Source organism: Enterococcus sp. DIV0756 (genome assembly GCF_051710745.1).
GTDB lineage: Bacteria > Bacillota > Bacilli > Lactobacillales > Enterococcaceae > Enterococcus_A.
The window spans coordinates 1874921-1896435 of record NZ_JBIOLF010000001.1 but is presented as its reverse complement, the minus strand read 5'-3'; the positions used below and the strand labels follow the sequence as shown (position 1 = coordinate 1896435).

At 39.1% G+C, this 21515-nt stretch carries 20 protein-coding genes; 18 read left to right on the top strand and 2 right to left on the bottom strand.

All coding sequences use genetic code 11. The annotated features are described in order from the left end of the window. Positions 1-74: 74 nt before the first annotated feature. Positions 75-1649: a ClC family H(+)/Cl(-) exchange transporter gene (locus tag IGI44_RS09180; protein WP_438787460.1), complete on the bottom strand. Its 1575-nt coding sequence runs from the start codon at positions 1647-1649 to the stop codon at positions 75-77. 152 nt (positions 1650-1801) lie between these two features. On the opposite strand from IGI44_RS09180, the gene pcrA reads away from it, so the two are divergent. The 6 genes from pcrA to IGI44_RS09150 all read left to right on the top strand — a co-directional run bounded on the left by pcrA (position 1802) and on the right by IGI44_RS09150 (position 10524). Continuing rightward, on the top strand, positions 1802-4051 hold the full coding sequence (pcrA, locus tag IGI44_RS09175; RefSeq protein WP_438787459.1) for a DNA helicase PcrA: 2250 nt from the start codon (positions 1802-1804) through the stop codon (positions 4049-4051). Positions 4052-4081: 30 nt separating this feature from the next. Next, positions 4082-6100 (top strand): NAD-dependent DNA ligase LigA, encoded by a 2019-nt coding sequence (gene ligA, locus IGI44_RS09170; RefSeq protein WP_438788951.1) that lies wholly within the window; start codon positions 4082-4084, stop codon positions 6098-6100. A 195-nt stretch (positions 6101-6295) separates the two neighbouring features. Next, the gene (gene gatC / locus IGI44_RS09165) at positions 6296-6601 is read left to right on the top strand and encodes an Asp-tRNA(Asn)/Glu-tRNA(Gln) amidotransferase subunit GatC (protein WP_216408521.1); all 306 of its coding nucleotides are present in this window, start codon (positions 6296-6298) and stop codon (positions 6599-6601) included. Beyond that, complete coding sequence (gatA, locus tag IGI44_RS09160; RefSeq protein ID WP_438787458.1) at positions 6601-8070, top strand: Asp-tRNA(Asn)/Glu-tRNA(Gln) amidotransferase subunit GatA; 1470 nt, start codon at positions 6601-6603, stop codon at positions 8068-8070. The genes gatC and gatA overlap by 1 nt, the downstream gene beginning before the upstream one ends. After that, entirely contained in the window at positions 8070-9500 is a 1431-nt protein-coding gene (gene gatB, locus IGI44_RS09155) for an Asp-tRNA(Asn)/Glu-tRNA(Gln) amidotransferase subunit GatB (RefSeq protein ID WP_438787457.1), read from the top strand. Before gatA ends, gatB begins: the two co-directional genes overlap by 1 nt. 13 nt (positions 9501-9513) lie before the next feature. Beyond that, on the top strand, positions 9514-10524 hold the full coding sequence (locus tag IGI44_RS09150; protein ID WP_438787456.1) for a diacylglycerol kinase: 1011 nt from the start codon (positions 9514-9516) through the stop codon (positions 10522-10524). Between the two features lie 270 nt (positions 10525-10794). Here the strand turns inward: IGI44_RS09150 and IGI44_RS09145 are convergent, their stop codons facing one another. Next, complete coding sequence (locus tag IGI44_RS09145) at positions 10795-11712, bottom strand: LysR family transcriptional regulator (RefSeq protein ID WP_438787455.1); 918 nt, start codon at positions 11710-11712, stop codon at positions 10795-10797. Positions 11713-11825: 113 nt separating this feature from the next. On the opposite strand from IGI44_RS09145, the gene IGI44_RS09140 reads away from it, so the two are divergent. From IGI44_RS09140 to IGI44_RS09085, 12 genes are all read left to right on the top strand, one after another. Further along, positions 11826-13412, top strand: coding sequence for an acyl CoA:acetate/3-ketoacid CoA transferase (locus IGI44_RS09140; protein WP_438787454.1), 1587 nt, complete (start codon positions 11826-11828; stop codon positions 13410-13412). A 2-nt stretch (positions 13413-13414) separates the two neighbouring features. After that, positions 13415-13855, top strand: coding sequence for a MaoC family dehydratase (locus IGI44_RS09135; RefSeq protein ID WP_438787453.1), 441 nt, complete (start codon positions 13415-13417; stop codon positions 13853-13855). Further along, positions 13852-14790, top strand: a complete 939-nt coding sequence (locus tag IGI44_RS09130; protein WP_438787452.1) for a ketopantoate reductase family protein — start codon at positions 13852-13854, stop codon at positions 14788-14790. Before IGI44_RS09135 ends, IGI44_RS09130 begins: the two co-directional genes overlap by 4 nt. Then, complete coding sequence (locus IGI44_RS09125) at positions 14783-15157, top strand: VOC family protein (RefSeq protein WP_438787451.1); 375 nt, start codon at positions 14783-14785, stop codon at positions 15155-15157. The genes IGI44_RS09130 and IGI44_RS09125 overlap by 8 nt, the downstream gene beginning before the upstream one ends. A gap of 15 nt (positions 15158-15172) precedes the next feature. Then, entirely contained in the window at positions 15173-15616 is a 444-nt protein-coding gene (aroQ, locus tag IGI44_RS09120; RefSeq protein ID WP_438787450.1) for a type II 3-dehydroquinate dehydratase, read from the top strand. 256 nt (positions 15617-15872) lie between these two features. Further along, on the top strand, positions 15873-17237 hold the full coding sequence (gene rlmD / locus IGI44_RS09115; protein WP_438787449.1) for a 23S rRNA (uracil(1939)-C(5))-methyltransferase RlmD: 1365 nt from the start codon (positions 15873-15875) through the stop codon (positions 17235-17237). A 3-nt stretch (positions 17238-17240) separates the two neighbouring features. Continuing rightward, positions 17241-17369 (top strand): hypothetical protein, encoded by a 129-nt coding sequence (locus tag IGI44_RS09110; RefSeq protein WP_067625539.1) that lies wholly within the window; start codon positions 17241-17243, stop codon positions 17367-17369. A 23-nt stretch (positions 17370-17392) separates the two neighbouring features. Further along, positions 17393-17806 (top strand): hypothetical protein, encoded by a 414-nt coding sequence (locus IGI44_RS09105; RefSeq protein WP_438787448.1) that lies wholly within the window; start codon positions 17393-17395, stop codon positions 17804-17806. A gap of 50 nt (positions 17807-17856) precedes the next feature. After that, a complete protein-coding gene (locus IGI44_RS09100) occupies positions 17857-18525 on the top strand; it encodes a 2,3-bisphosphoglycerate-dependent phosphoglycerate mutase (protein ID WP_438787447.1) in 669 nt (222 codons plus the stop codon). Positions 18526-18555: 30 nt separating this feature from the next. Continuing rightward, the gene (locus IGI44_RS09095; RefSeq protein ID WP_438787446.1) at positions 18556-19161 is read left to right on the top strand and encodes an HAD-IA family hydrolase; all 606 of its coding nucleotides are present in this window, start codon (positions 18556-18558) and stop codon (positions 19159-19161) included. A 110-nt stretch (positions 19162-19271) separates the two neighbouring features. Further along, positions 19272-19655, top strand: coding sequence for a DUF1149 family protein (locus tag IGI44_RS09090; protein WP_438787445.1), 384 nt, complete (start codon positions 19272-19274; stop codon positions 19653-19655). 442 nt (positions 19656-20097) lie between these two features. Beyond that, positions 20098-21489 (top strand): L-cystine transporter, encoded by a 1392-nt coding sequence (locus IGI44_RS09085; RefSeq protein WP_438787444.1) that lies wholly within the window; start codon positions 20098-20100, stop codon positions 21487-21489. Positions 21490-21515 lie beyond the last annotated feature (26 nt).

The following is a 21515-nucleotide window of genomic DNA, read 5'->3' as shown; positions in this document are numbered from 1 at the left end:
TTTACTATCTAAAGCGATAGATAGTTGATTGTTCGCTTTCTTTTTGTAAAGTTTTTTCGAAAAATACTTTATGATTAGCTTTGGATTGCTTTGTCTTGTTTTTTTGCGATAGCTGCATCTGAACGTTCGCGAATTTGTCTTTTTATTTTCTGAGTATAGCCTTCGTCGGTTAGAATCATCAGCAAGTCGCCAACTTTCATGACGGTGTCTCCATGGGTAAGTATTTCTGAGGAACCACGTCGAATCGATATCAACAACATTTCTGTTGGCCAATTGAAATCACGCACCATTGTACCATCTAGAGTACTTTCAGCAGTAACGGGAATTTCGATAATCGTCTTATTTCCTGTGATGTTTGGAATGTGCCCTTTAAGTAATCGTTCAAGCAAAGACTCATAGATAGGATTACCACCTAACAGGTCATTGATGACATAGGCTGTTAAGGAACAAACTGCTAATGGCATCAAATGGGTGATGTTACCGACCATCTCTGTGACAAGAATAATGGCGGTTAAAGGGGCTTTCCCGATAGCAGTAAAATAGCCTGCCATTGCAAAAATGACAAAATCACGAATTAACATAGAATTCATTCCAAATGATTGATGTAAAATAGTTCCGTAAATCCCCCCGATTAAAGCACCCAATGTCAGAATAGGTAAAAAAATGCCGCCTGGAAGATTTGCTCCGTAGGAAACCATCGAGAACAGGAAACGCAATAAGAATAAAAAAAGCAAAGCAGTTAGTGGGAATACTTTTTCGCCCATCGATAAAACGATTTGATTACCGCCGCCCAAATAATGAGGGAAAAAGAGCGCGATTGGAATAATTAATAAAAATGGAATGATGCCATAAAGATGTTCTGGCAAATGTGTACGTTTATAGAATTGTGGTAATGCCAAAAGTACAATTTGATAAACGTAACCAAGAATCCCCAAAATAATTCCCAATAGAATCAATAATCCGTAATATTTCAAGGGTAAGGATGGGACATCAGCAATAAACAAAACGGGTCTTAGTCCAAAAAAGTTCAAAGAGACTAGATTTGCGGTTAATGCTGCCGTCAAAGAAGTCAACCAAATCAAAGGAGAGAAATGATGGTGGACCTCCTCAATCACAAATAACAATCCGGCAATGGGAGCGTTGAAGGCTGCAGCCAAGCCAGCTGCCGCACCACTAGAAATAAAAATCTTTTTCTCAGAAGTAGACGCTTGTGTGTATTCACCGAAGCCTTGACCGATCATCGCTCCTAGTTGAATTGAAGGCCCTTCACGACCCAAAAACAATCCTGATCCAACTGATAGGACCCCGCCAATAAATTTTTTCCAGAGGACTGAAAACCAGTTTAATTTAATCTCACCTTGTAATGTCCCTTCGACTTGTGGAATTCCACTTCCTTTGATGTTTGGTTCCGACTTTATAAGTAATCCCACAACAAGAGCACAGACCAGCATAACCAAGGCCCAGGGAATTAGCCAAAAAGGATTGTCATTGAACCAAAGATATAGAATAACTAGATGGTCCATGATTTCTTCGATGAATAATCTAAAGAGACTAACAACTATCCCGGCAATGGCTCCAATTAACACTCCTTTCAATATAAAATTGACTTTTGTACGATCTAAACGTTTAATTTCATGTTCGTTCTTCATGATTTCCTCCCATTTCCTTATTAAATTTAACGCGCTTTTCTGAGAAATTCAAGGATGAATCAATGAATTCGCTTTTTTAAAATGTTGCTAGTGTCGCGAAACTTTCTGAGATGCTATAATAAAAAAGATTGAATAAAGAAAGGACGTTTTGCATGCCAAACAAACAGGAGTTGTTAGCAGGGCTAAACCCTAAACAAAAGGAAGCGGTGCTTCATACCGAGGGACCACTATTAATCATGGCCGGAGCAGGAAGTGGAAAAACGCGTGTTTTGACACATCGAATTGCTTATTTAATAGAAGAAAAAAATGTAAATCCGTGGAATATTCTAGCGATCACTTTTACCAATAAAGCAGCGCGAGAAATGAAGGAACGAGTCAATGGTATATTAGGACAGGGCGGCGAGGATGTATGGGTATCAACGTTTCACTCAATGTGCGTACGTATTTTGCGTCGGGATGTTGATGCAATCGGCTACGATCGAAACTTTACAATTTTAGATAGTTCCGATCAGCTAACTTTAATGAAACGAATTTTAAAAGAATTAAATATCGATCCGAAAAAATATGATCCGCGGTCAATTTTAGGAAGTATTAGTAATGCAAAAAACGAATTATTGACACCAGAAACCTATGCTGAGCGCCAGGGATCTTTTTTTGAAGAAATCGTCGCTCGATGTTATGATGCCTATCAAAAAGCATTACGGAACAATCAAAGTATGGATTTTGATGATTTGATCATGAATACAATCCGTCTATTTGAGGATAATGAAGAAGTTTTGACGTATTATCAAAATAAGTTCCATTATCTGCATGTGGATGAATATCAAGATACTAACCATGCACAATATACATTGGTCAATATGTTGGCTGCACGTTTCCGTAATCTATGTGTAGTCGGTGATGCTGATCAAAGTATCTACGGCTGGCGTGGTGCGGATATGCAAAATATCTTAGACTTTGAGAAAGATTATAATGACGCGACTGTTATTTTATTGGAACAAAATTATCGCTCGACTAAAAGTATCTTAGACGCAGCCAACCAAGTTATCAAAAATAACAGTAATCGTCGAGACAAAAATCTTTGGACAGATAACCAGTCTGGAGAACAGATCACTTATTATCGTGCCGACAGCGAACGCGACGAAGCCCAATTCATCGTTAGCAAAATCAAAGAAGAAATTCAAACTAATAATCGTAGTTATAATGACTTTGCTGTTCTTTATCGAACGAACGCACAATCGCGGGTGATAGAGGACACGCTAGTTAAGTCCAATGTTCCATATACAATGGTCGGTGGACACAAGTTCTATGATCGTAAGGAAATTAAGGACATCATCGCTTATTTAAACATCATTAATAATCCGCGGGATGGTGTCAGTTTTGAAAGAGTGATTAATACACCCAAACGGGGAATTGGTGCTGCCTCAGTTGAGAAATTACGAAATTTCGCAGCGATGCATGACTGGTCAATGGTGGAAGCAGCGCAAAATGTTGACCTAGCCAATATTTCTGGTAAAGCAGGCCGCATGATTGGCGAATTTGGGACCATGATTGCACAATTTCAGGAAATGATTGCCTATTTGCCGGTAACGGATCTAGTTGATCAAGTTTTAGAACGAACTGGTTATTTAGACGAACTAAAGAATCAAAGGACATTAGAAGCGGAATCACGTTTAGAAAATTTAGAAGAATTTCGGACAGTTACAAAAGAGTTTGATAAACGGAATGAAGCACAAGAGGACGATGCAGCGAATGCACCGGAAGAGAAATTAGCAATTTTCTTAAATGATTTAGCGCTTGTTTCAGATTTAGATGATTATCAAGAAGAGAGTGCACAAGTTACTTTAATGACATTACATGCAGCTAAAGGGTTAGAATTTCCGATCGTTTTTCTAATTGGGATGGAAGAAAAGATCTTCCCACTCTCTCGTTCATTGATGGAAGAGGCAGAACTAGAGGAAGAACGCCGCTTAGCTTACGTCGGCATTACTCGTGCCGAGGAAAGCTTGTATTTAACGAATGCTTTTTCTCGAACACTTTATGGAAAAACGCAATACAATCAGCCTTCTCGATTTGTTGCTGAAATAGATGACAGCTTGTTGAATGCTGTGGGAATGCAGCCGCAACCTAAAACGGCATACAACAATCCATTTACTTCAAATCCAAATGCTATGAAGCCTAAGTACCAGCATGCAACTCGCGAACCAATGACGAATAAGACAGCATCTGGCGGTGAAAATGAGAATTGGAATCCTGGTGATAAGGTTCAACATAAAAAATGGGGAACTGGAACAGTTGTGAAGGTTAGCGGCAATGCAAAAGATATAGAGCTAGACATTGCCTTTCCTCAGCAAGGGGTTAAACGTTTATTGGCAGCTTTTGCACCAATCCAAAAAGTATAAACAATATTAGGAGGAATCTTCTTGGAACCAATGACCTTTCAAGCAGCGGAAAAGCGTTCAGCAGAGCTTCGTAACGAACTGAATCAATACGCGTATGAATATTACGTACAAGATCAGCCTTCAGTGGAGGATTTTGTTTACGATAAAAAATATCAAGAGTTAGTAGAAATCGAAACGGAATATCCTGACTTAGTTACGCCTGAATCACCGACACAGCGTGTCGGTGGAAAAGTACTAGAGGGGTTTGAAAAAGTTGTTCACGATATTCCTTTGTATAGTTTGAATGATGTTTTTAGCAAAGAAGAATTGATTGCCTTTGACGAACGGGTGAAAAAAGCGGTTGGACATCCGGTTTCATATTGTGTGGAATTAAAGATCGATGGTTTGTCGATCTCATTAAAGTATGAAAATGGCCTTTTTGTTCAAGGCGCAACTCGCGGAGATGGCACCGTTGGCGAGAACATCACGGAGAATTTAAAAACTGTGAAGTCAATCCCCTTACGATTAAAGGAGCCTTTGACAATTGAGGTTCGCGGGGAGTGCTACATGCCGAAAGCTTCATTTATCAAACTGAATCAGCAGCGAGAAGAAGACGGAAAAGAAGTTTTTGCAAATCCGCGGAATGCAGCAGCAGGAAGTTTGCGCCAACTCGATACCCGTATCGCCGCCCAAAGAAATTTAAGCACCTTTTTGTATACGCTAGCTGATTTCGGTCCCTTGGAATCAACTACCCAAGATCATGCATTGAATGAAATGTCTCGTCTTGGATTTCGAACGAATCCTGAACATCAAGTCTGTGAAACAATCGATGAGGTTTGGGAATATATCGAGAAATTTCATGAAATAAGAGATGAATTATCCTATGAGATCGATGGTATTGTCATCAAGGTAAATGAGTTTTCATTACAGGACGAGTTAGGCTTTACGGTAAAGGCACCACGGTGGGCAACAGCCTATAAATTCCCGCCTGAAGAAGCACAAACGACATTATTAGACATCGACTGGACAATTGGTCGGACTGGTGTGCTGACACCCACTGCGATTATGGAGCCAGTACGTTTAGCTGGAACGACGGTTGGACGGGCCAGTCTGCATAATAGTGATTACATTGAGAAAAAAGATATTCGTTTAAATGATACGATTTTAGTCTATAAGGCTGGGGATATTATTCCTGAAGTTGCGCAAGTTATTTTAGAAAAACGACCAGTCGACAGTCAACCTTATCCGGTACCGACACATTGTCCAATCTGCGACAGTGAGCTCGTTCATTTAGATGAAGAAGTGGCATTACGATGCATTAATCCAAAGTGTCCAGCACAGATCAAAGAAGGATTGAGTCATTTTGTTTCTCGGAACGCCATGAATATCGAGGGTCTTGGGCCACGTGTGCTAGCGCAAATGTTCGATAAAGGGTTGGTTACTGATGTTGCGGATCTTTATGCATTGGAAAAAGAACAATTACTAACCTTAGATAAAATTAAAGAGAAGTCAGCTGAAAATATTTTACAGGCAATTGATGCCAGTCGCGAGAATTCTGTTGAACGATTGATCTTTGGTTTAGGAATTCGTCATGTTGGTGCGAAAGCAGCGGGTATTTTAGCTGAACATTTCGGGAATCTTGAGGTCATCAGCCAGGCGTCCAAAGAGGAAATTGTTAATCTAAATACGATTGGCGAAACGATTGCAGATAGTCTTGTCACCTACTTTGAAAATGACGAGGTCCACGAACTGATGCAAGAATTAGCTGATCGTGGGGTGAATCTCGAATATAAAGGGGTCCGTGCGAGTCAATTGGCAGAAATCGATTCGCCTTTCAAAGATAAAACAATTGTTCTAACAGGTAAACTTGTTGATTACACACGAGAGGATGCTAAAGAGAAAATTCAAAATCTCGGTGGTAAAGTAACGGGCAGTGTCTCTAAGAAGACAGATATCGTTGTAGCTGGTGAAGATGCCGGAAGCAAACTGACAAAAGCCCAAAATTTAGGAATTGAAATCTGGGACGAAAAACAAATGATTCAAGCGATTGAAGAAAGTCAGACAGATTAGGTAAATTTGTCTAGAACTTTGTTGACGATTCGATTAGCGAACGGGTATTATAAAAAGGCGTTAAATCTATTAGAACGTGTTTATTTTTAAATTGTTTGAATTGAACAATTTTTCAAAAAATTTCAAGAAAAAAACGTGAATTCTAACAGAGATATGATAAAATGATTGAAAATTGACAAAAGAAAGAGGGATATTATGGCAATCAATGAAGAACAAGTAAAACATGTCGCAAAACTTGCGAAGCTTTCTTTTTCAGAGGATGAATTGACCGGTTTCACGGATCAATTAGGCAAAATAATCGACATGGTCGAACAACTTGGGGAAGTTGATACAGAAGGTGTGCCATTTACTTCCAATGTATTAGAAACAATCAACGTCATGCGTGAGGACGTAGCCGATGAAGGCTGGTCACGCGATGAGTTAATGAAAAACGTTCCGGAAAGTGAAGATGGCTTCATTAAAGTTCCGGCTATCATTGACAACGGAGAGGCTGGTGCATAATGGAAAAATTATACGATAAATCAATTGAAGAATTACACAGTCTGTTAGTTTCAAAAGAAATTACAGCCACTGATTTAACAAGTGAAACCTTTGCTCGCATCAAAGAAACAGAGAAAGACATTGATGCTTTCATTACTCTAAATGAAGAAAAAGCGATAGAAATGGCAAAAGCTATTGATGCGAAAGGAATTACCGATGAGAATGCGTTGGCTGGTATTCCAATCGGAATCAAAGACAACATTGTAACGAAAGGGCTTTTGACAACTGCTGCATCTAAGATCCTATCAAACTTCGATCCTATTTATGATGCAACTGTTATGGAAAAAGTGTACAGCTCGGATTTAATTCCAGTTGGAAAACTTAACATGGATGAATTCGCAATGGGAAGCTCAAGTGAGACTTCTTATTTCAAGACGACTAAAAATGCTTGGGATCAAACAAAAGTTCCTGGGGGCTCTTCAGGTGGTTCTGCAGCAGCTGTTGCTGCTGGTGAAGTTCCTGTTTCATTGGGGAGTGATACTGGCGGTAGTATTCGTCAACCAGCAGCCTTCAACGGTGTTGTTGGGCTGAAACCTACTTATGGTCGTGTGTCTCGTTTTGGCTTGATCGCGTTTGCTTCTTCGTTAGACCAAATCGGACCATTTACGCGTACGGTTAAAGACAATGCCTTGGCTCTGAATGCTATCAGTGGTTATGATCCAAAGGATGGTACTTCTGCTGGAGTATCTGTGCCTGATTTTGCTGCTGGCTTAACAGGCGACATTAAGGGAATGAAGATTGCCTTACCAAAAGAATTCATGGCTGAAGGGATTGAACCTGGCGTTAAAGCAGCGATCACGAAAGCGGTCGAAACCTTTAAAGCATTAGGTGCAACGGTTGAAGAAGTCAACTTACCACATTCAAAATATGGTGTAGAAGTGTACTACATCATCGCTTCATCAGAAGCAAGCTCAAACTTGCAGCGTTTCGACGGCATCCGTTATGGTTTCCGTTCAGAAGATGTTCAAAATCTTGAAGATGTGTATGTAAATACTCGGACTGAAGGATTTGGCGATGAAGTAAAACGCCGGATCATGTTAGGGACATTCTCACTATCTGCCGGTTATTATGATGCGTACTTCAAGAAAGCCGGACAAGTTCGGACATTGATCAAACAAGACTTCGACAAAGTCTTTGCTGATTATGATTTGATCATTGGCCCAACTTCACCAACAGTTGCTTTTGGTATCGGCGAAAATATCGATGATCCAATCACCATGTATTTAAATGATATCTTAACAATTCCTGTAAACTTAGCTGGTTTACCAGGGATGTCTGTTCCAGCAGGCTTCTCTGAAGGATTGCCAGTTGGATTACAAATCATCGGAAAGCATTTCGACGAATCAACTATGTATAAAGCGGCATACGCTTTTGAACAAGCAACAGATTTCCATAAGCAAAAACCAGTGATTTTAGGGGGGGACAAATAATGAACTTAGAAACAGTCATTGGGCTAGAGGTCCATGTTGAATTAAAAACAAACTCTAAAATCTTTTCACCTGCGCCCGCTCACTTTGGTGCAGAAGCAAATACGAATACGAATATTATCGACTGGGGTTATCCAGGCGTTTTACCAGTTATGAATAAAGCAGCGATCGAGTTTGGAATGAAAGCAGCACTTGCATTAAATTGTGAAGTTTCTAAAAACATGCACTTTGACCGCAAAAACTACTTCTATCCAGATAATCCAAAAGCTTACCAAATTTCGCAATTTGATGAGCCAATTGGTCACGATGGTTGGATCGAAATTGATGTAAATGGTAAAAAGAAAAAAATCCGTATCGAACGTGTTCACTTGGAAGAAGATGCTGGAAAGAATATGCACGGTATCGGCGGCTATTCATACGTTGACTTGAACCGTCAAGGTACACCATTGATCGAGATTGTTTCTGAAGCGGACATGCGTTCGCCAGAAGAAGCCAATGCCTATTTGGAAGCATTGCGTTCAATCATCCAGTTCACTGGCGTTAGTGATGTGAAAATGGAAGAAGGATCAATGCGTTGTGATGCGAATATCTCTTTGCGTCCCTATGGGCAAGAAGAATTCGGAACAAAGACTGAGTTGAAAAACTTGAATTCTATTAGCTTTGTCAAAAAGGGGTTGGCCTTTGAAGTACAACGCCAAACAAAAGTTTTACTTTCTGGCGGAACGATTCAACAAGAAACCCGTCGTTACGATGAAGGAACGAACAAAACGATTTTGATGCGTGTCAAAGAAGGCTCAAGTGATTATCGTTATTTCCCAGAACCAGATATTCCACGTTTTGAAATCGATGATGCGTGGATTGAAAAAGTTCGTGAAACATTACCCGAAATGCCGGCAGCTCGTCGTGAACGTTATGTAAATGACTTAGGCTTACCAGAGTACGATTCGATGGTCTTAACTATGAGTCGTGAAATGTCTGATTTCTTTGAAGATACTTTGAAAGAAGGCGCGGATGCAAAACAAGCTTCTAACTGGTTGATGGGTGAGGTTTCTGCTTACTTGAATAGTGAAAAACTAGAATTAGCGGATACAAAATTAACTCCAAATAATTTAGCGGGTATGATTACATTGATCGCAGATGGTACGATTAGCTCCAAGATCGCCAAAAAAGTCTTCCGTGAATTGATCCAAAATGGTGGAGATGCTAAGGAAGTTGTAGAAGCAAAAGGTCTTGTACAATTATCCGATCCAGCCCAATTGTTGCCGATGATTAATGAAGTACTTGATAATAATGAACAATCTGTTGAAGACTTTAAAAATGGTAAAGATCGGGCAGTTGGTTTCTTAGTTGGACAAATTATGAAAGCAACTAAAGGAAAAGCAAATCCAGGAGTAGTCAACAAATTACTTCAAGAGGAATTAGCGAAACGGTAGAGGGAGCTCGATCATGAGAAAAGCACGACTGATTTATAATCCCGTATCTGGAAAAGAGATCATGCGCAATAACTTAGCAGATATTTTAGATGCTATTGAAAAAGCAGGTTATGAAGCAAGTGCCTTTGCGACGACTCCTGAGCCTGATTCTGCAAAAAATGAAGCAACTCGTGCCGCAAAAGCTGGTTTTGAATTAGTGGTTGCGGCAGGCGGGGATGGAACTATCAACGAGGTAGTAAATGGGATTGCCGGATTGAAAAAACGCCCTAAAATGGCGATCATTCCAGCTGGTACCACAAATGACTATGCTCGTGCATTAAAAATTCCTCGCAATAATGTGAAAGCAGCCGCTGAAGTTATTCAAAAGCAGCAAACGGTCAAAATGGATATCGGAAAAGCAGCAGATACTTATTTTATCAATATTGCAGCCGGGGGTTCATTAACTGAGTTGACCTACGAAGTTCCTTCTGAATTGAAGAGCATTTTTGGTTATTTGGCATATTTAGCTAAAGGTGCAGAAATGCTACCAAGAATCAAACCAACCAAAATGCGTTTGATTTATGAAGGCGGCGAATATGAAGGCAACGCTTCGATGTTTTTCTTAGGCTTAACAAATTCAATCGGTGGGTTCGAAACAATCGCTCCAGATGCAAAGTTGGATGATGGAAAGTTTTCACTGATTGTCGTGAAAACGGCCAATCTTTTCGAAATTGTTCGTTTGATTACACTAGTATTAAATGGTGGAAAGCATGTCAACGATTCGAAAGTTCTATATGTAAAAACCAGCTTTTTAGATGCTAGTCTGATTGATACTGACAAAAAAATGATGATCAATTTAGATGGTGAATATGGCGGCGATGCGCCTATGCGCTTTGAAAATCTCCATCAGCATATTGAATTTTATGCGAATACTGATGAGATTGATGATGCTGCGATTCTAGGCCCAGACACTGAGAAAAGAGAAGCAGGTATTGAATTGGTCAAAGAATACGAAAAGATTCAAGATGAAGACATAAAAGAATAACAAAAAAACAATCTCATCAATCCGATGAGATTTTTTTTTGTTCAAGGATTAATGAAAATGAAGTTAAATTTAAAAGGAACTCATCCCCCTGCTAAAGCTTTCAATCATAAGAAATTCAAATAAAGAAAATAACTTCAAGCAGGTAGAAGTGCTGTAAATGAATTTTTCAGCTAGACTTTTAGAAATTACCACTAGTTTATATAACAATCTGATGATTGTACGAACGACTAAACTTTATTGGTAATCTGAATGCAACTAATCCTCAAACAACTAAATATGTTTCAGCAGATCCTCTTTTTGCAATTTAATATATTCAACAAATTTTTTCACTGCTGGAGACTTATAGCGTAACGGATTTTGTGCCAAGTAAATTGTCTGAGTAAGAAAAGGTTCCTTAAGATGAATTTCCTTCACACCAAAGTTTTCTATGATACTTGATTGAGGAAAAATTCCAATACCTAAATTTTTACTGGCTAGACTAAGAAGTGTTAAATCGTCTAACACCTCATAGGTAATATTAGGCACCATTTTTTTTTCGGCAAAGTAATGGTTTATCAAGGGACGAAGCGTACTCGGTTCATGAAAGGTAATAAAATCACAGCTCAAAAGTTCTTCAAGTGTGTAAACCTTTTCGCTTGAGAATTCAGAATGTAAGCCGGCAATAAAAATGACCGGTTGTACATGGATGGGCATAATGTCCAAATCTTCAAATTGTGCAACATCAGGAAATTCGTCATTACCTGTAAAAAAAGCAACATCGTAGTTGCCGTCTTGAAGTTGGGTTAATAAATTAACCGTATTATTTTGACTGACACGAATTTTTACGTGGCTTTTTTTTGCGTACATCGCTAACAAGTTGGGAATGAAGACGGGCCCTAATGAATAAACAAATCCAAGATCGATTCGACCACTTTCAGCGTTCGTTAATGCATACAATTCTTCCTGCGCAACATCAAGCTCATTCATTGCGCGATAAGCTCGTTGGCAGAAGAGTTTCCCAAATTTGTTCAATTGAATGCGTCTGCCAACACGATCAAAGAGTTTAACCTCTAAACCTTCTTCAAGATTGCTGATGGATTTACTTAGGGCAGGTTGGCTGATAAATAATTCATCTGCGGATTGCTTCATATTTTCAGTATTGGCTAAATGAAGAAAGTAACGAATTTGTTGAATGTTTATTTTAATCACTCCTTTAAAGATAGTATAGCTTATTTTGATAACTATTAGTTATTGAAATTAAAAAAAACGATATTAGATTTCATGGTAGCGTTCTCTTATGATAAAGAAAAGGGGGCGATGTTTTGGGAACGAAGAAATCAAAACTAATGAAAGCCAGTGAAGCCGTTCGACTAATCTCCGATGATGAGGTCGTTGGTTTCTGTGGAGCAGGAGGCGGAATTACTGAACCTACAAAAGTGATCGAGGCTCTAGCTCAACGATTCAAAAAGGAGCAGCAACCAAAAGATCTGACATTAATTCATACAACAGGACTTGGTGATAGAAATGATCGCGGGATGTCCCCACTAGCACAACAGGGGATGATCAAACGAGTGATTGGAGGTCACTGGGCGCAGTCTCCTAGATTGGCAGAAATGGCAGAACGTAATGAAATCGAAGCGTACAATTTTCCGCAAGGAGTAGTGTGCCATTTGATTCGGGCAGCAGCTTCGAAGCAACCAGGCATTTTAACCCATGTTGGGTTAGGAACATTTGTTGATCCTGATCAAACGGGGGGCCGTCTAAATAAAAAAACGATGGACCCATTAGTGAAAAAACAAACAATCGATGAGAAAGAATATTTATTTTACAAAACCATCCCGCTTGATGTTGCAATCATCCGAGGAACAACTGCGGATACCGATGGCTATATTTCCATGGAGGATGAAATCATTTATGCCGATGCATTAGTCATGGCACAGGCTGCCCACAACAATGGAGGTAAGGTTATCGTTCAAGTGAAAAGAGTAGTCAAAGCAGGGACCATTCATCCAAGGCAAGTCAAGATTCCCGGCTTCTTGGTAGATGCCATTGTGGTGGATGAGGAGCAATCACAGATGTATGTTGGTGGTGTCAATCGCTTTATCTCAGGAGATTACACTTTTTGTTCAGAATCCAGTGAGTTAATTCCGTTAAACCAGCGGAAGGTCGTTGGGCGTCGAGCACTCTTTGAGGTTTCACCTGGTGATGTTGGAAACGTGGGTGTCGGGATCGCTGATGGTATTGGGATCATTGCCAGAGAAGAAGGCGTACAGGATGCGTTCACTTTGACTGTTGAAACAGGAGCAGTCGGCGGTGAATCTGCTCAGGGAATCTTTTTCGGTGCGACTTTAAACAGTCGAGCATTGATGGACATGCCTGCACAGTTCGATTTTTATGATGGTGGTGGTCTGGATGTCTGTTACTTGAGCTTTGCAGAAGTAGACAAAGAAGGAAACGTCAATGTCCATCGCTTCAATGGAAAAATTGTTGGCACAGGCGGCTTCATTGATATTTGCCAAAATACACAGAAAGTTGTCTTTTGTGGCACATTAACAGCTGGCGGATTAAAGACGACGATCAATGATCAGCGAATCAAGATCGAGCAGGAGGGGCGCTTCAAAAAATTTATCAATAGGGTTCCGGAGATCACATTTAACGGAAAAGACGCCATTCAACGAGGGCAGGAAGTTTACTACGTGACAGAGCGGGCTGTTTTCAAGCTAACTGTAAACGGTCTAGCGTTAATCGAAATCGCTCCAGGTGTAGACCTTGAGCGAGATATTGTGCAGCAAATGGCGTTTCGCCCAAAAATTTCAGAGCCTTTAAGTGTGATGGATTCACGCTTGTTCAATGAAGATATTATGGGCATCAAAAAAGAATGGTCAGAAAATCAATTAGGAGGAAAATAAAAATGACAGATTTACCATTGAAAGTAAATGACACCTGTTCCTACACCAAAACAATCAGCGAATCCGACGTGTATCTCTACGCGGGGATTACAGGAGACTTTAGTCAAATGCACATGAACGCGGAATTTATGAAAACAACGCCCTACAAAGAGCGAATCGTTCATGGAGTACTGACGTTTTCATTCGGATGTACCGCATCCACACTAATCCAACAACAAATGAAAGCAGAGATTCCAAGTGTTTCTTATGGCTATGATAAATTACGTTTTATCAAACCAGTCTTCTTTGGAGATACTGTCACTGCAAAATATACCGTAAAAAAGGTCGATGCCGAAGCAATGAAAACATATTCTGACGTTGAAATATTTAATCAGCATGGGGACATTTGTGTGTACGCCCAGCACATTTTAAAATTTATACATGAAGAGGAGATGGATCGATGAAGTTTTGTTTTTTGGGTGCTGGAGCGTTAGGCAGTGCCATTGGCGGAACCTTGGCTCGCAATGGCAAAGAAGTTTATTTAGTGGATCAATGGCAAGAACACGTAGATCGAATGAACCAGGATGGCTTGATTTTTATTGAAGATGAAAAAGAGATCCGTATCCCGATAAAAGCAGTGACCGATCCTTCAACACTTGGAACAATGGATGTGATCGTTGTCTTGGTGAAATCATTCGCAACAGAAGCTGCAATCAAACAAGCATCACCATTGATTGGGCCTGAAACTGTCGTTGTATCTTTACAAAATGGGCTTGGTAACGAGGAAATTATCGAGAAGCAAGTTGGTTCTGAAAAAATCATCGGTGGTAAAGCCTATGTCGGTGGTGTACTGAAGGCCCCTGGAAAAATTATTCCTGGCGTTGTTGGTAAAGAAATTTGTATCGGTGAAATGACTGGTGAAACGACAGAACGCATAAAAAAAATTGCACAAGAATTCAATGACGGTGGAATCATCACAAAAATTAGTGACAATATCAAGGGTATGATTTGGGATAAACTACTGATAAATGTTGCAACGGGTGCATTGGCGGGAATTACCGGGTTGGGATATGGTGATCTCTACAAGATCAAAGAAATCGAAGAAACCGCCTTTGCAGCGATCGAAGAAGGAATCGCCGTGGCAAAAGCAAGCAATATTTCACTGAGCACTGAAAAGCCGAAACAGATTTGGGAAAAAGCGGCAGTAGGCTTGCCATATGAATTTAAAACTTCGATTTTACAAAGTCTTGAGAAAAAGCAACGTTCGGAAGTCGATTTTATTAACGGTGCAGTTGTCCGCTGGGGAAAGAAATTGAATATTGAAACGCCCGTTAATCATGCTTTGACTGCATGCGTGAAAGGAATCGAAATACGAAATGAGGTGACGGCTAATGGCTAAAGCGTATATCGAACACGTCGCCGTTTATGTGAAGGATATTGATTGGTACATCGAATTCTTCAATAATACTTTAGGTTTCACTGAGCGCATGCGCAAACAAGAGTCGGGACAACCTAAACAAGTCTGGTTGTATGGCGGAATTCAATTAATCGAGGTTCCAGAGGATCAAGCGATTGGGAAATTAGGTCATCTTGGTATCATGGCCGAGGACCAGCAAAACACACTCGAAAAAATCAAACAGTACGATGTCAAACCAATGCCGCAGGGAGATAACTGGTGGCAGTTGCCGGATGGACTGTGTATCGAAATCTTACAAGCTAACCCAGAGACTGTCCGTGATATTTTAGATGTCGTGCCGTGGCAATAAGAAGGAGAAATAAAAATGAAAAAAATATTAATGCTTCATGGAGTGAATCACAATATGTTCGGTCATCGTAACCCCAAACATTATGGGACAGTGACACTTGACGAAATTGATCAAAACATGGCAGACCTTGCCAAAGAGTTAACCGTTGAAGTTGAACACTATCAAACGAACGATGAAGGAAAAATGGTGGAACGAATTCATCAAGGCTATAAGGATAAAGTAGATGCAGTAATTATTAATGCGGGTGCTTGGACCCATTATAGTTACGCGATTCGAGATGCATTAGAAATCTTAGAAGTCCCCTTCATAGAAATGCATATGTCTAATGTGCATGCTCGCGAAGAATTCCGACACCATTCGGTTTTTTCGGAAAAAGCGGCCGGAGTGATGTGCGGCTTTGGATTTGAAACCTATCAACTAGCATTACGTGCTGCAAACCATTTAATCCAGCAAGGATAGAACTGGTAGAAGAAAAAATATTCGCCACATCAAAAGGATGGATTTAAGTTCATGCTTAAAATGGGGAATCATTAATAGAAAATTCTTATCTAGAAGAAACTTCAAGAGCATATTTCCTCTTGAAGTTTTTTTACGTGAAAGAGTATAAGCAAATGGGCATTCTTACAAAACTCTTAAGCTATCGATAACTAAGCTCACCTTGCTTTTTTCAGTAGAATTCATTAGAATAAGTAAATCAGCCTTAAAGGAGATTAACATGACCACAGTAGAAAAAAATCAAACATACACCGTCACAATTGATGACTTGTCACATGAAGGTTTAGGCGTCGCTCACATTGACGGATATCCGCTATTTATCGAAAATGCTTTGCCTGAAGAAGAGATGACAATCAAGGCAGTTAAAGTCGGCAAGAAATTCGGATATGGAAAAGTGATCGAACGGTTTACTGACAATTCAGAACGTCAGGAAGTGAAGGACCAAGATTTATTGAGAAGTGGTATTGCACCTTTAAGCCATATGACCTATGAGTATCAATTACGCTTTAAACAGCAACAAGTCGAAAAGGTATTAAAGACGATTGCGAAACTGCCTGAATTGTTAGTAACTCCTACTTTAGGAATGGACAATCCAGTTCAGTATCGAAATAAAGCACAAATTCCTGTTCAAAAAGTTGAAAATCAATTGATGACAGGTTTTTATCGTAAAAATTCACATGTATTGCTGCCAATTGAAAATTACTTCATTCAAGATCCTAAAATTGACCAAGCGATTATTACCGTAAGAGATATTTTACGACGTTTTAACGTAAAAGCTTATAACGAAAGAGAGAATACGGGGTTTATTCGCCACATTATCATTCGTCGTGGGCATTATAGTCACGAAATGATGGTAATATTAGTTACGCGTACTGAACGTTTCTTTAAAGGAATCGAAATTGCCAAAGTAATTAAAGCTGAGTTGCCAGAGGTTGTTTCGGTGATTCAAAACATTAACCCAGAAAAGACGAACGTGATTATGGGTCGTGAGGAAAAAGTATTACTCGGAAAAACAACCATCATTGATACATTATTAGGTAAAACGTATCAAATTTCACCTCAATCATTTTATCAAGTGAATACAGAACAAACGGAAGTCCTATATCAAACGGCAATTGACTTTGCTGATTTGAATTCAGAGGATATTGTTGTAGATGCTTATTGCGGAATTGGAACGATTGGGTTATCTTTGGCTGAAAAAGTCAAGCATGTCTATGGTGTGGAAATTGTGCCACAAGCGGTTGAAGACGCGAAGACAAATGCGAAGACAAACGGGATCGAAAATGCCAATTACGAGGTCGGGAAAGCAGAGAAAATCATGCCGCGTTGGGCGCGTGAGGGAATCGAGCCGTCAGTGATCTTCGTTGATCCGCCAAGAAAAGGTTTGGATGAGAAATTTATCGAAGCTTCAGTTGCAGTAAATCCTGAAAAGATTGTTTATATTTCTTGTAACCCTGCGACTTTAGCAAGAGATTTAAGAAGGTATGAAGACCTTGGTTATCATGCTGTGAAAGTTCAACCAGTTGACTTATTCCCACAAACCCACCATGTCGAATCCGTAACATTACTTGTAAAGGCGGTATAAAAAATGAATCAAAAAGAAAAAATGCTCGAACTAATCAAAAAGAAACAAGGTGGCGGACGTTCCAAGAAAATGGAAACACCAAAAAATGATCGCAAGAATATGCGCAAAGGACCAAAAATCTTTAATAAGTAAGAGTATAGAAAGGGGTATTTTCGTTGGGAAACATTTGGATGCAACGACTGACAAAATTTTATCAAAAGTATGCGTATTTAATGCGTGGACGATATGGCAGATTGGATCAAATCAATAAAGCTTTGTTAATTGTGTGGGCTGTGATGATGATTTTTGATCGTTGGATCCCCTTCTATATTGGAAACATTCTGGCGATTATTGCTTTTGCTTTGGTAGTTTATCGCTTCTGTTCGAAAAAGATTTATCCGCGAAGCAATGAAAATCAAAAATTTGTTCAATGGCTTGCTCAGGTGAAAGATTTTCTTAAAGGTAAAAAGGGCACGTATCGTTACTTCAAATGTCCTGAATGCAAGCAAAAACTGCGAGCTCCCAAAGGTCGAGGTAAAATCAAAGTTACCTGTAAAAATTGTCATACCCAATTCGTTAAGAAGGTCTAGTTTTTAAAACTAGGCTTTTTCTGATATTCTTTTAACGAGAAGGTGAGAAAATGAAATTAATTTTAGTTCGTCACGGCGAGAGTGAAGCGAATTTTGAAAATTATTGGACTGGTTGGTTAGATGTTGATCTAACTGAAAAAGGTATTGAGCAAGCCAAGGTAGCCGGTAGAAAAATAAAGGATCACGGCTTGTTAATTGATGTTGCCTATGAATCCGTATTGAAACGTTCGATAAAAACTGCACAAATGATTTTGCAAGTAGCGGAAGCAAGCTTTGTCCCAGAATACAAAACGTGGCGTTTAAATGAACGTCACTATGGGGCACTAGTAGGAAAGAATAAAGACTTAATTGCAGAGCATTTTGGGACGGCCCAAGTGAAAAAATGGCGTAGAGGATTTGATGAAATACCGCCATTGGCGAAAGAAAATCTTTTTGATCGTAGATATGACAGGTTAGACCCACGATTGATTCCAGTAGGAGAAAGTCTGCATATGACTTTACAAAGAGTAATGCCCCTATGGCAGGATCAACTTGCTCCGAATTTATTAGCTGAAAAGACGACCTTGGTTTGCGGGCACGGAAATAGTCTGCGCGCGTTAGTTCAATTTTTGGAAGACGTTCCGACTGATCAAGTAGATCAAATAGATATTCCTAATGCAACTCCGATGGTATATACATTTAACGCAGAACTAGAACTTATTCAAAAAGAAATACTATAAAATTATTATGTCGACTTAGGAAGGTTTATCATGAATTATATTTGGGATTTTGATGGCACTTTATATGACACTTATCCAATGATGTTAAAGGCTTTAATGCAAACTTTTAAGGAATTTGAGATTGAAAAAGAGGAAGAAGAGGTTTATCGAAAAATTAAAACTGATTCTATTCGTCAAATGATCATTGATTGGCAGTTACCTGCACCAGCTTTTGATCAAACGTATCATAGTTATGAAGCCCAACAAAACAAGAGTTCTTTTCCTTTTAGTGAGACAAAGGAAACTTTGGAACAACTTCAACGTAAAGGTGGAAGGCATTTTATTTTGACTCACCGTACAGTGGAGTCTACATGGCAATTACTGAAACGAGATGATTTGGATAGCCTAATTGTTGATATCATTGGAAGCGACTCTGATTTTCCGCGAAAACCGAATCCAGCAGCTATTCACTATTTTATTCATAAGTATCGGCTAGATGCAAAAAAAACTATAATGATCGGTGATCGTAAACTTGATATCGAAGCCGGCAATAACGCTGGTGTATTAACCGTTTTCTTTGATATAGATTATTTTAATCAAGATATAAAAGCGGATTATTTTATAAATAATTTAAAAGAAATGGTACAAATTTTTTGAGCAGAAAGCTATAATTGGGATAAGGGCTCAAATTCTTAAGTAGCAATTTTAAAAATATGAAACTTTCATTATTTTCGTTTAAATGATTATTTTAAATAAGGAGGTGCGAAATGGAATTACAACGCGATCAGGAGGTCGTAGAATCATTTAATTACGGATTACCTCCAAAGGACCAAGTAGTGAAGCAAAAACTGTTAATTAATTTTAGTCCATTAGAAGCAGTGGATCCTAACTATCCAGCTGAGAATAGCATTATGGGTGTAAGGATAGAATTCGTACTTCCCTTCGAAGAATTTATTATCGGAGGCGTGCTTTCTCAGGTAATTCATGTGATCGGGCGCCAAGTTAAGCAGCAAAATGATTTAACTGAAGCTGAAGCAAATGAAATGATTCGTCCAATTCTAAGATTGATCGAACGCATGGTCTATGAAATCACAGAAATCGCTTTGGATAAACCAGGCGTAAAAATCAATTTTTCTTCAAATACTATTTAAACAGAACGCCTACTTAAACCACTTCAAAAGTATTCTTTTGGAAGTAATTTAAGTAGGCGTTCTGTTTCAATGCTATCATGAAATTTTTTTGAAACTATGCAAATCATAAGACAGATTATTTTATATGAGTTATAATTTATAGGTCACTAAAATTTATGTTTCGCGCAGCTATATTTTAGGGTATTTTGTTGAAGAACGGATACCGGGAACCTTTACTTCCTTTGACAGACTTGTCATTATTGAAAGTTATTTTAAAATTCTAGTCAGTTTTTACAATTATCTTTTATTTGCTTGAGTTAGTGAAACAACTATCATGATGGGCATAAAAGACATTCCTTATTGAAGGGAATATGTAATAAATTTCTAGTTGAATGATAAAGGACTTTCGAATCGAACAATTTTCTGGAAAATTTGTTCATTAAATCGTATAAGGAGGATTACAATGACAACTCTGCTCACTGTATTAGTGATCTTAGCGTTTGTTGCGTTGATTGTTGTTTTCTATCAAATGCAAAAAAGGCATGTAAAATTTTCTAATCGTGTTTTTGTTGGATTAGGAGCCGGAATAGTTTTCGGTGGCGTTTTGCAACTGCTTTTAGGCAATGATAGCAAAGTTATTTCTCAAGCAATGGAATGGATCGGGATCGTTGGTAATGGTTATATTTCATTATTACAAATGTTAGTCATGCCTTTAGTTTTTATTTCCATCGTTGGTGCTTTTACCAAAATGAAATCCAGCAAGAAATTAGGTAAAATCAGCGCGAATGTCTTGGTTACGTTATTAGCCACGACAGCGATTGCTGCTTTGATTGGAATTTTAGCGGTTATGGTCTTCGGACTTGACGGCGCGACATTTACCAAGGGGGCGGCTGAAACCGCCCGAATCAAGGAATTGGCGGATCGTCAATCAATGGTTCAAAACTTTTCAATTCCGCAACAGATTTTATCCTTTATCCCAACCAATGTCTTCGCTGATTTTGCGGGAACACGCCCAACAAGTACGATCGGTGTGGTAATTTTTGCGGCATTTGTGGGGATTGCTTTTCTTGGCGTTCGTCGCAAAGCACCAAAAGAAGCGGATTTTTTCGCGAATTTGATTGAGAGTTTGTATAAGATTATTATGCGTATTGTCACACTAGTATTGCGTTTAACACCATATGGTGTATTTGCTTTAATGACGAACGTATTAGCAACTAGTGATTTTGAAGCAATTGTTAATTTAGGTAAATTCATTTTAGCTTCTTATAGTGCATTGATCGTTGTTTTACTGGTTCATTCTATTATTCTTTTAGGAGTTAAGGTGAACCCAATCAATTTCTTTAAGAAGGCTTTCCCAGCATTGAGTTTTGCATTTACCTCACGTTCAAGTGCTGGAACATTGCCAATGAATATTGAAACACAGACCAAAGCATTAGGTGTAGACGAAGCCACGGCTAACTTTGCAGGAAGTTTTGGTATTTCGATTGGTCAAAACGGTTGTGCTGGTGTTTATCCAGCAATGTTGGCGACGATCGTTGCACCAACAGTCGGCGTAAATGTTTTTGATTTGAAGTTCATTGTGATGCTAATTGCTATCGTAACTATCAGTTCGTTTGGGGTTGCTGGTGTCGGAGGCGGAGCAACATTTGCCTCATTAATCGTATTAGGTGCGATGAATTTACCAGTTGCTATTGTTGGTTTAGTAATTTCTGTGGAACCGATGATTGACATGGCTCGTACAGCTGTGAATGTTAGCGGTAGTATGGTTGCTGGTGTTGTTACCAGTGAACGAATTCATGAGCTGAATCGTGAAATTTTACATGATGAGAATGCTTCGATCGAAGTGAATTCTTAATACTAAGAAAGACTTGGCTAGCGCGA

Bases quoted from the DNA above. Each gene is read 5' to 3' on its own strand.
- IGI44_RS09180 (WP_438787460.1), bottom strand. From the start codon at position 1,649: ATGAAGAACGAACATGAAATTAAACGTTTAGATCGTACAAAAGTCAAT.
- pcrA (WP_438787459.1), top strand. From the start codon at position 1,802: ATGCCAAACAAACAGGAGTTGTTAGCAGGGCTAAACCCTAAACAAAAG.
- ligA (WP_438788951.1), top strand. From the start codon at position 4,082: ATGACCTTTCAAGCAGCGGAAAAGCGTTCAGCAGAGCTTCGTAACGAA.
- gatC (WP_216408521.1), top strand. From the start codon at position 6,296: ATGGCAATCAATGAAGAACAAGTAAAACATGTCGCAAAACTTGCGAAG.
- gatA (WP_438787458.1), top strand. From the start codon at position 6,601: ATGGAAAAATTATACGATAAATCAATTGAAGAATTACACAGTCTGTTA.
- gatB (WP_438787457.1), top strand. From the start codon at position 8,070: ATGAACTTAGAAACAGTCATTGGGCTAGAGGTCCATGTTGAATTAAAA.
- IGI44_RS09150 (WP_438787456.1), top strand. From the start codon at position 9,514: ATGAGAAAAGCACGACTGATTTATAATCCCGTATCTGGAAAAGAGATC.
- IGI44_RS09135 (WP_438787453.1), top strand. From the start codon at position 13,415: ATGACAGATTTACCATTGAAAGTAAATGACACCTGTTCCTACACCAAA.
- IGI44_RS09130 (WP_438787452.1), top strand. From the start codon at position 13,852: ATGAAGTTTTGTTTTTTGGGTGCTGGAGCGTTAGGCAGTGCCATTGGC.
- IGI44_RS09125 (WP_438787451.1), top strand. From the start codon at position 14,783: ATGGCTAAAGCGTATATCGAACACGTCGCCGTTTATGTGAAGGATATT.
- aroQ (WP_438787450.1), top strand. From the start codon at position 15,173: ATGAAAAAAATATTAATGCTTCATGGAGTGAATCACAATATGTTCGGT.
- rlmD (WP_438787449.1), top strand. From the start codon at position 15,873: ATGACCACAGTAGAAAAAAATCAAACATACACCGTCACAATTGATGAC.
- IGI44_RS09110 (WP_067625539.1), top strand. From the start codon at position 17,241: ATGAATCAAAAAGAAAAAATGCTCGAACTAATCAAAAAGAAACAAGGT.
- IGI44_RS09100 (WP_438787447.1), top strand. From the start codon at position 17,857: ATGAAATTAATTTTAGTTCGTCACGGCGAGAGTGAAGCGAATTTTGAA.
- IGI44_RS09095 (WP_438787446.1), top strand. From the start codon at position 18,556: ATGAATTATATTTGGGATTTTGATGGCACTTTATATGACACTTATCCA.
- IGI44_RS09090 (WP_438787445.1), top strand. From the start codon at position 19,272: ATGGAATTACAACGCGATCAGGAGGTCGTAGAATCATTTAATTACGGA.
- IGI44_RS09085 (WP_438787444.1), top strand. From the start codon at position 20,098: ATGACAACTCTGCTCACTGTATTAGTGATCTTAGCGTTTGTTGCGTTG.